General features: G+C 39.1%; 14 protein-coding genes. All 14 read right to left on the bottom strand.

Features of this window, described 5'->3' with window-relative positions; genetic code table 11:
* Positions 1-31: 31 nt before the first annotated feature.
* Positions 32-1,174 (bottom strand): tRNA guanosine(34) transglycosylase Tgt, encoded by a 1,143-nt coding sequence (tgt, locus tag LGQ02_RS06205; protein ID WP_226517337.1) that lies wholly within the window; start codon positions 1,172-1,174, stop codon positions 32-34.
* A gap of 389 nt (positions 1,175-1,563) precedes the next feature.
* Complete coding sequence (gene queA / locus LGQ02_RS06200) at positions 1,564-2,592, bottom strand: tRNA preQ1(34) S-adenosylmethionine ribosyltransferase-isomerase QueA (protein WP_226517336.1); 1,029 nt, start codon at positions 2,590-2,592, stop codon at positions 1,564-1,566.
* A gap of 58 nt (positions 2,593-2,650) precedes the next feature.
* Positions 2,651-2,869: a DUF2905 domain-containing protein gene (locus LGQ02_RS06195; protein WP_226517335.1), complete on the bottom strand. Its 219-nt coding sequence runs from the start codon at positions 2,867-2,869 to the stop codon at positions 2,651-2,653.
* Positions 2,869-3,867 (bottom strand): Holliday junction branch migration DNA helicase RuvB, encoded by a 999-nt coding sequence (ruvB, locus tag LGQ02_RS06190; RefSeq protein WP_226517334.1) that lies wholly within the window; start codon positions 3,865-3,867, stop codon positions 2,869-2,871. The genes LGQ02_RS06195 and ruvB overlap by 1 nt, the downstream gene beginning before the upstream one ends.
* A 21-nt stretch (positions 3,868-3,888) precedes the next feature.
* On the bottom strand, positions 3,889-4,506 hold the full coding sequence (gene ruvA, locus LGQ02_RS06185; RefSeq protein ID WP_226517333.1) for a Holliday junction branch migration protein RuvA: 618 nt from the start codon (positions 4,504-4,506) through the stop codon (positions 3,889-3,891).
* Between the two features lie 252 nt (positions 4,507-4,758).
* Positions 4,759-5,292, bottom strand: coding sequence for a BofC C-terminal domain-containing protein (locus LGQ02_RS06180; protein WP_226517332.1), 534 nt, complete (start codon positions 5,290-5,292; stop codon positions 4,759-4,761).
* A gap of 106 nt (positions 5,293-5,398) precedes the next feature.
* The gene (locus LGQ02_RS06175; protein WP_226517331.1) at positions 5,399-6,127 is read right to left on the bottom strand and encodes a YebC/PmpR family DNA-binding transcriptional regulator; all 729 of its coding nucleotides are present in this window, start codon (positions 6,125-6,127) and stop codon (positions 5,399-5,401) included.
* Positions 6,128-6,312: 185 nt separating this feature from the next.
* On the bottom strand, positions 6,313-7,575 hold the full coding sequence (locus LGQ02_RS06170; RefSeq protein ID WP_226517330.1) for a YhcN/YlaJ family sporulation lipoprotein: 1,263 nt from the start codon (positions 7,573-7,575) through the stop codon (positions 6,313-6,315).
* Between the two features lie 151 nt (positions 7,576-7,726).
* On the bottom strand, positions 7,727-9,013 hold the full coding sequence (safA, locus tag LGQ02_RS21255) for a SafA/ExsA family spore coat assembly protein (RefSeq protein ID WP_264184006.1): 1,287 nt from the start codon (positions 9,011-9,013) through the stop codon (positions 7,727-7,729).
* A 617-nt stretch (positions 9,014-9,630) separates the two neighbouring features.
* Entirely contained in the window at positions 9,631-10,530 is a 900-nt protein-coding gene (pheA, locus tag LGQ02_RS06160; RefSeq protein ID WP_226517329.1) for a prephenate dehydratase, read from the bottom strand.
* Between the two features lie 147 nt (positions 10,531-10,677).
* The gene (locus LGQ02_RS06155; RefSeq protein WP_264184021.1) at positions 10,678-11,085 is read right to left on the bottom strand and encodes an ACT domain-containing protein; all 408 of its coding nucleotides are present in this window, start codon (positions 11,083-11,085) and stop codon (positions 10,678-10,680) included.
* A 267-nt stretch (positions 11,086-11,352) separates the two neighbouring features.
* Positions 11,353-11,538 (bottom strand): hypothetical protein, encoded by a 186-nt coding sequence (locus tag LGQ02_RS06150; RefSeq protein WP_226517327.1) that lies wholly within the window; start codon positions 11,536-11,538, stop codon positions 11,353-11,355.
* A 379-nt stretch (positions 11,539-11,917) separates the two neighbouring features.
* Positions 11,918-13,201 carry a GTPase ObgE gene (obgE, locus tag LGQ02_RS06145; protein WP_226517326.1) on the bottom strand — a complete coding sequence of 428 codons (1,284 nt, stop codon included), beginning with the start codon at positions 13,199-13,201 and terminating at the stop codon, positions 11,918-11,920.
* A 34-nt stretch (positions 13,202-13,235) separates the two neighbouring features.
* A complete protein-coding gene (locus LGQ02_RS06140; RefSeq protein WP_226517325.1) occupies positions 13,236-13,769 on the bottom strand; it encodes a Spo0B C-terminal domain-containing protein in 534 nt (177 codons plus the stop codon).
* Between the last annotated feature and the right edge of the window lie 5 nt (positions 13,770-13,774).

Here is a 13,774-nt window from a genome sequence, read left to right as displayed (position 1 = left end):
TCAATAGTAAAACGATCGAAATAAATGACTTTTAAAAGTTTTTGGCATTTGGCTTATTAAAGCCATAAGCTTCAAAAAATTCTTCTTTAAAATCTAATAATCGATCTTCACGAATCGCGTCTCTTACACGCTCCATTAATTGTAGTAAGAAATAGAGATTGTGATAAGAAGTCAATCTAAATCCAAATGATTCACTACATTTAATTAAATGGCGAATGTAGGCTCTACTATAGTTTTGACAAACATGACAATCACAATTTTCATCAAGTGGTCTAAAGTCACGAGCATACTTTGCGTTGCGAACAACTAGGCGGCCTTCACTCGTCATTAGCGTTCCATTTCTCGCAATACGGGTTGGAAGGACACAATCGAACATATCTATCCCTCGAATAGATCCATCAATTAATGCATCTGGCGAACCTACTCCCATCAAATAGCGTGGTTTGTTGTCAGGCAATAAAGGTGTCGTAAATTCAAGCACTTCGTTCATGACATCTTTAGGTTCACCAACTGACAAACCACCTACAGCATAGCCTGGGAAATCCATTGCTACAAGATCCTTTGCACTTTGTCGGCGCAGTTCTTCATACTCTCCGCCTTGAACAATCCCAAATAGCCCTTGTTCATCTGAACGCTCATGAGCATTGATGCAACGTTCCGCCCATCTTGTCGTACGTTCAACTGACGCTTTCATATAATCGTATTCTGCAGGATAAGGTGGACATTCATCAAATGCCATCATAATGTCAGGTCCTAAGGCATTTTGGATTTCCATCGCCTTTTCAGGGCTTAAAAACATTTTTTCTCCACTTAAGTGATTACGGAACTCTACTCCTTCTTCCGTAATTTTTCGCATATCACTTAAGCTGAATACTTGGAAGCCACCTGAATCTGTTAAGATCGGTTGATCCCAATTCATAAATTTATGAAGTCCACCTGCTTCTTTTATAATGTCATGACCTGGACGAAGCCATAAATGGTACGTGTTACTTAAAATAATCTTTGCGCCCATATCCTTTAAATCCTCAGGACTCATCGTTTTCACAGTTGCTAGAGTTCCAACTGGCATAAACATCGGTGTTTCAAAAGAACCGTGGGGTGTATGAACGATCCCAAGACGAGCCCCCGATTGTTTACACGTTTTTATATGTTCGTAAGTTATTGGTGCTGTCATTGTTTCACTTCCTCTTAATTTTTCCTATCCAATCTTAATAAATTGCAACATCTTCAAGGAAAAGACATTTTAATGTTACTTATGCGTTGTTTGGAAGTAGGCTACGAGACTCCTGCGGGAATAGCGCGAGCCGAAAATCACCCAATACGAGCGTAATGAGATTTGGGATGCCCGTGCCGTTCCCGCGGCAAAGAAGACACCGTAAATGCAAGCGCAAGTGAAGCATGAACGGATGTCGCACTTGTGCCCTGGGGTGCAAAGAAGACACCATGAAAGCAAACGTAGTGTAGCTTGAATGGATGTCACACTTGTACCTTGAGGTGAAAGCGAGTAGCGTCTACTTTCAAACACAAATGTGCTTTATTCGTTTTAAAAATGCCTTTTCATGATCAAATGAGTAACATCGCATCGCCAAAACTGAAGAAACGATAGCGATTTTCTACTGCATTTTTATATGCATTTAAAATATTTTCTCTTCCTGCAAACGCACTAACTAACATGACTAATGTTGATTTAGGTAAATGAAAATTCGTTAGTAGTCCGTCAATCGCACGAAATTGGAACCCTGGATAAATAAAAATGCTTGTCCAACCTGATGATGCTACAAGCTCTCCATCGTTTTTCGAAGCAACTGTTTCTAAAGTTCTCGCCGATGTTGTCCCAACAGCAACGACACGTCCGCCATTTTCTTTCGTTTCATTAATGATACGAGCTGTTTCTTCACTCAATTGATAAAACTCCGCATGCATTTCATGCGATTCAACATCTTCTACAGCTACTGGTCGAAATGTTCCTAGACCAACATGTAACGTTACGTAAGTAATATTGATCCCTTTACTTTCAATTTCCTCAAGCAGTTCTTTTGTAAAATGAAGTCCTGCTGTCGGTGCTGCAGCACTGCCTCGGTTCTTAGCATAGACCGTTTGGTATCGATCTTTTTCTTGAAGTTGCTCTTGAATATATGGAGGAAGCGGCATTTCACCTAACTGATCCAAAATTTCATGAAAAATACCGTTAAACGAAAACTTCATCTTCCGTCTACCTTCTGACATTTCCTCCACACAAGTCGCTTTTAATAATCCATCTCCAAATTGTACAACGGTCCCGACTTTTACCCTTTTTGCTGGTTTGACAAGGGCTTCCCACGTATGTTCACCTTCATCGTGTAATAAGAGCACTTCAATTTTCGCCCCGGTTTCTTCTTTAACTCCAAAAAGTCTAGCCGGTAAAACTTTTGTATCGTTTAATACGAGAGTGTCTCCCTCTTGCAAATACTCAATTACTTCAAAAAAACGACGGTGTTCTCGTTCACCTGTTTTTTTATCCATAACAAGTAACTTTGAAGAAGAACGATCTCCTAAAGGTGTTTGAGCGATTAGCTCTTCTGGTAAATCAAAATCAAATTGTTTTACATCCATGATTCATTAAACCTTCCTTTACTTCAATTCCACTTTTTACGTGGATTACATACGAGTTTTAACGGAAACGTCCGATAAAATACAAAATTAATGATAAGACAATACTAAGCACGATGGATGTAACGATAGGAAAATAAAATGTTGTGTTCCCACGCTTGAAAAAAATATCCCCAGGAAGTTTCCCTAAGGATAAGTACTTTCCACCAACTTGCCATAACAAACCGATAATGACTAAAATGATCCCTAACGTAATTAACATTTTAGGAATTTGTGTCACTACTTTGGCACCTCCATTTGAAAATGCTCATAAACCTTTGGGGTAACCATTCGCCCTCGTGGTGTACGTTGTAAAAATCCAATTTGTAATAAATATGGTTCATAAACATCTTCAATTGTATGAGACTCCTCACCAATTGTTGCTGCAATCGTATCTAACCCTACCGGACCACCTCTAAACTTTTCAATGATCCCCATTAATAATTTATGGTCAATATGATCTAAACCTAGACGATCAACCTGAAGTAATTCTAAAGCTTCTTGTGTTACTTGTAAATCAACTTCTCCATTTCCACGTACTTGTGCAAAATCACGAACACGCCTTAACAAGCGGTTCGCAATTCTCGGGGTACCACGTGAGCGCCTTGCAATTTCTTCTCCCGCCTCTATATGAATACGAATATCCATGACATCGCCAGTTCTCTGGACAATTTCGGTTAGTTCATCTTGCTTATAATACTCAAGACGACTCATAACTCCGAAACGGTCACGCAATGGTGCTGACAGCATGCCCGCTCTTGTCGTTGCTCCAACTAAGGTAAATGGGGGAAGGTCTAAACGCACAGATCGCGCTGATGGTCCTTTCCCTATGACAATATCTAAGCAAAAGTCTTCCATCGCCGGATACAACACTTCTTCTACAGACCGGTTTAACCTGTGAATCTCATCAATAAATAAAACATCCCCAGGCTCTAATGCAGTAAGGATAGCAGCTAAATCTCCTGGACGTTCAATAGCCGGACCTGAAGTCGTACGCAAGTTAACCCCCATTTCATTTGCGATAATCATTGCTAATGTTGTTTTCCCTAAACCCGGCGGTCCATATAATAACACATGGTCTAAACACTCTTCTCGCATCTTTGCCGCTTCAATAAATACCGTTAAATTTTCTTTCACGGAGCGTTGGCCAATATATTGAGATAATGTTTGCGGGCGGAGACTCCGTTCTTCCCAATCTTCCTGCGCTTGTGATTCTCCGCTTACGATACGCTCTTCCATGTTATCTTCCTCCAACGTTTATTATCTTTGCAGCATAAGTTGTAACGCTTTTTTAATATATTCATCAGTAGACAACTGCTGCTCTTTAATTTCAGGCAGCACTTTATTGATTTCTCTTTCAACATATCCTAAAGCTTTTAATGCTTCTACAGCTTCATTTAATTCTTTATTTGGATCACTTTCCGAAAACCTTGAAGAAGTTTCGTCACTATATTCATCCTCGAAAAGTGATGGCATTACATCTGGCAACTTCCCTTTTAAATCTAGAATCATTTGACGAGCTGTTTTTTTACCAACACCAGGAAACTTAACGAGGAAACGTTCATTTTCTTCTTCTATTGCTTGAATAACCGTTTTTGGTTCACCAGAAGCAAGGATAGCAAGTGCTCCTTTAGGACCAATTCCTGATACTTGAAGGAGTTTCTCAAACAAGCGCCTTTCTTCACGATTTAGAAAACCAAATAATTGGATTGCATCTTCACGTACATGCTGATATGTATAAACAGTCTTCGTTTCATCAAGCCATTCTTGAAAACGAAATGGGTTTGCACAATATACGAGATACCCCACTCCGTGAACATCAATAACAATTGCTTCCGTTTCTATATGAATCACTTTTCCTGTTAAACACTCAATCACAAACCATTCTCCTCTACTTCAAAATAAAATACGAACACACATTTCTATTTTAGCATATTGTGAGAAGATTTTTTATTGATTTATGCTTTCGTAATGGCGATAAACAAAACTTGGCTTATCGCCAAACCCTCATGGCGAAAGCCTTAGTTGCCGTTAGACTATCAACCGAAATATTATAAATTCTGCTAGTATAACAAAACACAAGCCCCTTTCAAACAGCTGCATCAACTATTTGAAAGGGGCCAGATTTTATTATAAATCATTTACAGCATATTTTTCATATGTTTTTAATACTTGCAAATATTGATCTTTGCTTGAAACTGGAATACCTTCCACTAACTCATCGTGCAAATGACTTTTCAGCCGACTCGTATTAATTTGGAAAAAAGATTGAATGACCTCATTATCATCGGGTCTTCCATTATATATATTTAATGTTCCCTCATCAGAAAGACCGAAATAACCATTCATTTTCAACAGTGGGGATATGTCATTTAGGTCTTGTTTAAAAACCACTTGATCTTCACCTTGATCAACGAGTTGCCAGTCATCATAAAACGACCAAAAGTCTTCCATAGACCATATCGTTTCTTCAACTGTTTCTTCACTAACCTCACCGTCTAAGTAATGTCGTTGTAAAATAACTTCAACCGTCTTTGCCTCAAACGATTCATGATCAACTTGAGCTTTCGTCTCACTAGAATAAGTAGCCATAACAAGCACAATTGTTGTTATCATCAAAAGCAAAATGCCATATAATTGATTTCTGTTCATTGTAGAAACCATAGATAAAGCCTCCTTGTCGGAAAACATCTAAATTATTTCCTTCTTTATGTTAGGAATTATTATAAGGTTTTCCAAACTTAGGTAGCTTTATCCTAGAAGATTAAAATTAACTTTCAATATCTAAATTATGATAAACATTTTGTACATCATCATTATCTTCTAATGCATCGATTAGTTCAAAGACTTCATCTGCCGTTTGTTCATCAAGTTCTGTTTTTGTCGTTGGAATCATCGTTACTTCGGAAAAAATAAAGTTGTAACCATCTGACTCTAATTGTTGCTTAACTTCTTCAAAGTCTTCTGGAGACGTATATATTTCAGCACGCTCGTTAGATACAGAGACATCCTCAGCACCAGCCTCAATTGCCTTTAGGAGAGTCGCCTCTTCATCGAAGTTTTCATCCACCTCTATGATTAAAAGACCTTTTCTATCGAACATAAAAGATACACACCCTGTTTCACCAAGGTTGCCATTATTTTTATTAAATGCAAGTCGTACTTCAGCTGCAGTTCTATTCTTATTATCTGTTAGCGCTTCAACGTAAACTGCAATCCCGTGTGGTGCATAACCTTCATACGTAATTTCTTCATAAGAAACACCTTCAATATTTCCATTTGCCTTTTTGATTGTTCTGTCTATATTCTCATTTGGCATATTTGCAGACTTTGCTTTATTTAACGCCATGCGGAGCTTCGTATTCGTATCCGGATCATCTCCTCCAGAACGTACCGCAGCAAATATTTCTTTGGATATTTTCGTAAAGACTTTCCCTTTTTTTGCATCTTGTCTCCCCTTGCGATGCTTGATATTACTCCACTTTGAATGTCCTGCCATTTTCCTTCCCCCATTTCGATAATCTATGTATAGTATATAAAAAAATTATAGGAGAGAAAATGTAAAATTGGCGTTTTTTATATGGCCGAAGTTTTGTTTGTTGTTGATTACCTCGATTAATTGACTAATACTTGCATCTTCATTAGAAAAAACAGGTGAGAATTCACCTGTTTTTCATCTACATATTAACGGCTGCGTTCAAATGGGCGTTGAACCGCACGACCAAGATCTTGAAGCATATCGTCGAATGTTGCGCCGACTTCTTCAAACGGTTCGCCTGCACGCAATCGTTCGTCCATGCCGCGGACTGTCTTAAAATGTTCTCGGTCGCTAACGACATGAACATCTTTGTCATCCGCCATTCTTGATACCATCGATTCAACTTTATTTTCAATTTCTTGTTCATTACCGTCAGCTTCAACGGCAACGACAACATCATCACCATTTACAATTACACGACAGTCGTCTACTTCTTCTTGCGCTTCAACACGGTTAGAAATTTCTCGTGCCGATTTTCCATCTTGGCTATCAAAATAGCCTGTTACATTACCACGCTGACCTTGTTGCCTCGTTTGACCATCACCAAACATGCCTTGTTGTCCCATACCGCCACGATTTCTGTTATCTAATTGTCCTGTATCGCCTAAACGATTTTGTCCACGCTGTCTGTCACCAGGTAAATTAGCTTCTCCCATACGGTTTTGACCACGTAGTCCTTCACCTGTAATGTTTGTTTCTCCCATTCGACCACGTGTTCCATCACGCATTTGCCCTCGTGGTACACCTCTGTCACGGTCACCTAAAATGTTTGCTCCTCGGTACGTGTTTGCACCTACTCGTCCTTTATCACGACTTGTTTGTTGACCTTGTAAAGCGCGAGGACGACGATTTAAAATTCCATCCTCATCAACCATTCCAGGACGGTCGTTACCTACAATACCTCGGCCAAACCCACCATAAGCACCTGCACGAGTACCGTGGGCACCAGCATGTCTTCCTTGTTGACCTCCTAATGCTCCATGGTTACGTCTTTCACCGAAAGCACCAGTACGTCTGCGGTCTCCTAATGCTCCACCTCGGTCAGCACCAAGTCCTCTATTTCGAGTACCTAATGCTGCATCTCGACCAATCCCACGCTCTTGTGCTCCTAATGCACCTGTTCGATTTCTTCTAGCTGCTTGTCCGTGTGTATCAACACGGTTGTTCCAACCTCTTAAATGTCCTTGTTGACCGTAACCTTCAGTTTCGCGACCTCTCATGTCGTTGTATGCACCTTGCATACCCGTTCCGTCACCACGAGCACCGTAAAAGTTCCCGCCTTGACGTCCTTGATTAACTGTAAATCCTTCTTGTTGGTTATTAGCTGCATTATCGTTAACATCACCACAACCAGCTAAACCTGATAACAAGATGGTGACTGCCGTTAAACTTAGTGCAAATTTCTTCATTTAATGCCCTCCTTTCAACATTTAGGTTGTCTATGAGGGCTCATTTTGATTCCAATGTTTTAACGGTAATTTTTATGTAAAAATAAAAGAGCTGCCTCATTGGCGAAATAACGCGCCTTTATGAGACAGCTTTCCTTCATTCCATTTTTATTCAGTTATTTTCATCATCAGATGTGTCTTCTTCATTTGATCCTCCTTGAGGACCGTAACCATAATATGGCATAGGAGCCATCATGCCATAAGTGGCTTGGGGTGGATGCATTGCCATGCCAGGAAAGTGAGCTCTATAATATGCTGTCACATCACCATAAGACGGTAAGTCCTGCTGGTATTGATGCCCCATATCCTCATGGTTAAAATCATGATGCTCCATATCTGGCATTTGATCCATTTGAGGCATTTGATCCATTTGAGGCATTTGTCCTGGATGCGGCATACCTTCCATATGTGGCATTTGCCCATGATGTGGCATCCCTTCCATATGCGGCATTTGACCTGGATGCTGCATATGGTCCATATACGGCATCTGTTGCATTGGATAATGCATAGGGTGCATATGCATCGGATGAGGCATCCCCATTGGCATTCCATGACCCATTGGATAACCTGGACCATGAGGCATCATTGTTGGATGAGTCTGCGTATGTGCAAAATGATAAGGTGCCGCACATAATGGAGGATACGGATAACATCCTGGCATTACTGGCGTAATTGGATAACAATCTTGAAATGGATGTACCATTGGTTGTTCCATTGGCATTTCCATCGGTTTAGTTACTGGCTTTGTCACAGGTTTTTCTTTCGGTTTAGCAACTGGTTTCTCTTTTGGTTTAGCAATTGGTTTCTCTTTTGGTTTAGCAATTGGTTTCTCTTTTGGTTTAGCAATTGGTTTCTCTTTAGGCTTTGCTATTGGCTTTTCTTTTACTGGAGGTTTTGGTTTTGGTTTCACCTTCGGCTTTTCCTTCACTTTTGGCTCTTCTTTTACTTTAGGTGGCTCTTTCGGTTTAGGCACTTTCGGTGGAGCTGGAATTTTATACGTTGGCTGTTGCTTTTTATAAAAATTAAAATTAACATTTGTTTTTTGTGTTTGATACGTTTTAGATGGCTGTGGTGCTGGTGCCGGCGCAGGTTCAGGAACATGTGGAGCTACTGGCTTTGGTATTGGCTTCTCCTTTTCCTCTTTAATTGATGGAGGTGGCATTTTTGGCTTTTTCGGTGCCTCTTTTGCCACTGGTTTTTCCTTCACTGGTGCTTCTTTTTTAGGAGGTGCATGCTTTGCTTGCACTCCATTTGTAGGAATTTTGATTTTCATCCCTGGCATGATTAGGTCTGGATTGCTCAGCTGTGTGTTAGCAGCTTTTAGCTCTTCGAAGTCTACCCCATACTTTTGTGAGAGCTTCCAAAGCGTTTCCCCTTTTTGAACAATATGAATTCTCACTTTTACTGATCCCTCCCATACAATGTCAATACATTCTATGCACACTTGGGCGAATCGTCACTCATTTCCCATAATAAAACGTGGCTTTTCACCAAGTAATAACGGTTCAAGCAATAGTAACCGCTATACTTTACACTTTGAAAACCAACTGGTTGGAATCGACTTCATAAATAATTACTATTCAAGTGTAAAGAAATCCGCCAATATAAAAGCTTATAACGACCAGAAAGCGAAGTTTTTACAAAACGAAAAACCAAATTCCATAACATTCAATCAGCATCATTTTAAAATTTATGCTATATGACGAAAAACAAGGCTACTCAACACAACCTATGCGAAAAACTTCTTCCTTAGCACTTAAAAATAAAGAAAATATATAATAGCTAAATTGAGCCATTTGAGTCTAAAGAAAACATCTTTTATAACAGTTTTATTTTTAAGCTACACATCCGTATTCAATTGTCGGTTTAACCGGCTACTTGCCAATTTTACACGGTTATAAAACATGGTAACGTGGGCAGTACTTCTTTTTTCATGCTTCTAACCCCTTGGCTCATAAGTGGCAATAATTATGAAATTCATTTTAGACCATAATCAAAAAAGCTCTCCTATAGAAATTAGGAGAGCGAGCAATCATTAATTGTTTCTTTTTCAATAACATTAACATTTTGATAACATGGATAACTTCCTAAAACAGAAACATCACACCCTAGTGCTTTTAGCTCTTCGCATGCACCAGGAAGTAGTACTTGGTCCATTTCCATCTCAACATCAATAATGAAAAAATAATGACCTAAAGAGGTTTTCATCGGCCTCGATTCTATTTTACTTAAATTGATTTTCCGCCAAGCAAAAGCCGATAAAACTTGATGTAATGCCCCTGAATAGTCAGAGGGTAAAGTTACCATAAGTGTCGTTTTATATTTTTTTGGCTGTTTTGGTAACGTTAATTCATATTGATTTGACTTATCATCTAATAAGAGGACAAAACGTGTAGAATTTGTTTTATAATCATTAATCTTATGATTAATAATTGAAAGTTTATACTCTTTAGCTGCTAATTCATTTGCAATAGCTGCTGATTGTTCCTCAGGATGATCACTTACATATTTCGCAGCTGCGGCTGTTGAATTCATATATTTTAGTTCAGCATTCGGAAAACGATCGCGCAAGAATTGATGACACTGCGCAATTGCTTGTGGGTGAGAATAAATGACTTTCATCTCTTTATCGATTCTATATGCCTCATTCACCATAAGGTGCTGTTCAATTAATGTCGTATACTCCGCTGCCATTTTTAAGGGCTGATGATGGATTAAGTAATCTAACGTTATGTTGACTGAGCCTTCAATAGCATTTTCTAATGGTACAACCGTACCTAAAACTCTTCCCTCTTTTACTGCGTCCATACTGTCAGGTATTGAGCGAAAAGGAATGATTTTATTATTTGGTAATAGAGCATTTGCTGCAGCTTCTGTAAAAGATCCTTTTGGTCCTAGGTAACCGATACAATTCATCTTTTTCGCCCCTTTATTTTTAATATCCAATTTTACTTATAATGAACCACCTATTTTCCCCATGGTGATGTTAAAGGGGGATTGCCTCTATTATTAAAAATGAACGATAATGAAGCCAATTCATTATAAGAACTAACATGTATTAATTTATGCACCAGAACCAATTAGTTCCACTTTAACGACGGCATCAAGTTCTTCAATTTTTTTCAGTAAGACAGTAACATCAGTCGTAAGTGCTGCCGTTTCAATGGATAACGTAATTGTTGCACGTCCTTGTAAAGGAATCGTTTGGTTAATTGTTAGGACATTCGCTCCTGTTTGAGCAATAATTGATAGCAACTTCGATAACGTTCCAGAACGGTCCTCTAGATGAACGCTAAGTGTCATTATTTTCTCTTTTACCATTGTATGAAAAGGAAAAATTCCGTCCTTATATTTATAAAAAGCACTTCGGCTTAAATCAACTTCTTTAACTGCATCATTGATCTTCGTATACATTCCATTTTCTAATAATCTTTTGGCTTCAATCGTCTTTAACATTGCTTCAGAAAGCATATCTTCACGAACTAAATAGTATTGATCTGTCCGCTTTTTCAACACATTCACCACCTATGTAAACAACCACTATTGTCTTATTATTATAGTTCACTTATAAAGTTTACAACAATATTGGAAAGCGTTAAAGTATGAAGGATGAGTTTCACACTATTTTACAAAACAGAAATTGAAACAATCATGGGCTTATCGCCAAGTCCTGATTGCGAAATCCGTAACTGCCATTATACTTTCAACCGAAATTTTATAAATGAATAAATTTCATAATTACGTTTTTTGCACAATGAAACGAATGATATTTGATATCATAATTTTTTCATTACATGTACGTTTTATTTTGGAGTGAACGTAACTAAAGACGGCGACTCTCGGAGGATCAGCGACGAGCAATACTTCTTCGAACTGCTTCGAGCTGCGACGAGTAACCGCAGGAGCAACGAGCATTTGCTTCACCGAATATTCTTCGAGCTGCCTCGACGCATCCACTTCCAAGAAGAGCTTGAAGAGGAAGAGGCACGGAGTCTGTGACGAGTAATCGCAGGAACAACGACGAGCAATACTTCTTCGAACTGCTCCGAGCTGCGACGAGTAACCGCAGGAACACTCTTTACCTGCGACGAGCAAGCGTAGTGGCGCAGGAGCAACGAGCTGAAGATCCACTTAGGCGAAGAGTTGTCGAGCCTAAGTTAGCTGAAGACAAGCCCTCGGGAAAGCGTCCGTCTGAAGTGACGTTCACGCTCACATTTTGAATTTCTCACCTTATTTTGAATTATGAGATTGATTCAAATACTAAAAAAGGGAGCTGCATTTTCTGCAACTTCCCTTGCGTTCGTTATTCAACAAATTCGAATTCATACTTAAGAATCCTTACTGTATCTCCGTCTTCAGCACCACGATCACGCAACGCTTGGTCAATTCCCATATGACGCATTTTACGTGAGAAACGTTGAACTGAGTCTTCACGGTTAAAGTCTGTCATCTTAAAGATTCGCTCAATTTCTTCACCTTCAATGACAAATGTTCCGTCTGGCTCTCTAGAGATTGTAAATGGATCTTCTCTTCTTTCAAATTTATAAACAACACGTTGTTCAATTTGCTCTTCTTCATAAAGTGGAAATTCTGGTGTTGTCTCCACTTTATCAGCAATAGAGCGAAGTAATCCACTCAAACCTTGCTTTGTGACAGCAGAAATCGGGAAGATCTCCACATCCTCGCCAACCATTTCACGGAACACATCAAGGTTTTCTTGTGAAGTTGGTAAGTCCATTTTATTAGCAACAACGATTTGCGGGCGTTCAGTTAAACGCATATTGTATTGCTTTAACTCTTCATTAATTGTTACATAGTCTTCGTATGGATCTCGTCCTTCTAAACCACTCATATCAATGACATGAACAATGACTCTTGTTCGTTCAATATGTCGTAAAAATTGATGACCTAGCCCGACACCTGAATGAGCTCCTTCGATAAGTCCTGGGAGATCTGCCATAACGAAACTACGATGGTCATCCGTTTCAACAACACCTAAATTCGGAGAAAGTGTTGTAAAATGATAATCGGCAATTTTCGGCTTTGCAGCTGATACGACAGAAAGCAATGTTGATTTACCTACGCTTGGAAAGCCTACCAAACCAACGTCCGCTAACACTTTTAATTCAAGCATAATACTTCTTTCTTCACCTGGCTCACCATTTTCAGCAATTTCTGGAGCTGGGTTTGCTGGTGTTGCAAATCGAGTATTTCCTCGACCACCACGCCCACCTTTTGCAATGACTGCCTTTTGGCCATCTTCCGTTAAGTCAGCAATAATTTTGCCTGACTGTTCATCAATTACGGTAGTTCCAGGTGGAACTCTAACCATCATTGGTTCACGGCTTTTTCCATGTTGGTTCTTCGGACGACCGTTCTCACCACGCTCAGCTTTAAAATGACGTTGGTACCTAAAATCCATTAATGTTCGCAAACCTTCGTCCACGACGAAAACAACATCGGCTCCTTTACCACCATCACCACCAGCTGGACCTCCATCTGGCACATACTTTTCTCTACGGTAAGCAACCATTCCATTACCACCGTCTCCACTTTTCACAAATACTTTGACCTTGTCCACAAACATGATCTTTCACCTCTAATATGGTTAAACAGAAACTTTATTCAAAACAAATTTTGATATAACATTCCCGCTCATTCCAATCAATTTTTGTAACTTTTTCATCATATTGTTCTTTAAAATGAGCTATTTGGTCATTTAAATAATGATCTTTACGCAAAAATCCTTGAAAGTCAATTTCAATCATTTTTCCATTCAAATCGTTGAAAATAAGAAGAAGGTGGTTATCCTCTCCACGATTCGACTGTTCATCGAAAATGTTGAAAATGTCATTTATCAAACGAAATATTTCATCTTCATAAGACGACCAACCTTGTTCCCCAGTTAGTGTCTCAAAACTGACAATGTATGGGTGTTCTTCCCAATTACATGTTAGAAGGCTTGTTGCCACTTTTGGAATGTTCATATTTGATAATTGACTTTCATTCTTAGATTGTTGCACTAAGTCATCAATAATACTATCTACTTTATCTAATCGACCTAATGCTAGGTTCCCCTTTATTAGCTGTATTTGATTCAGCCAATCATGTCGGTAGTGTCGTAATGCATCTACGACATCAATATCTCTTGACATAGAAA

It is taken from the genome of Bacillus shivajii, from assembly GCF_020519665.1.
Lineage (GTDB): Bacteria > Bacillota > Bacilli > Bacillales > Salisediminibacteriaceae > Bacillus_CA > Bacillus_CA shivajii.
Note: the sequence above shows the minus strand (reverse complement) of the source record. Positions and strands in the feature narration are given on the sequence as shown.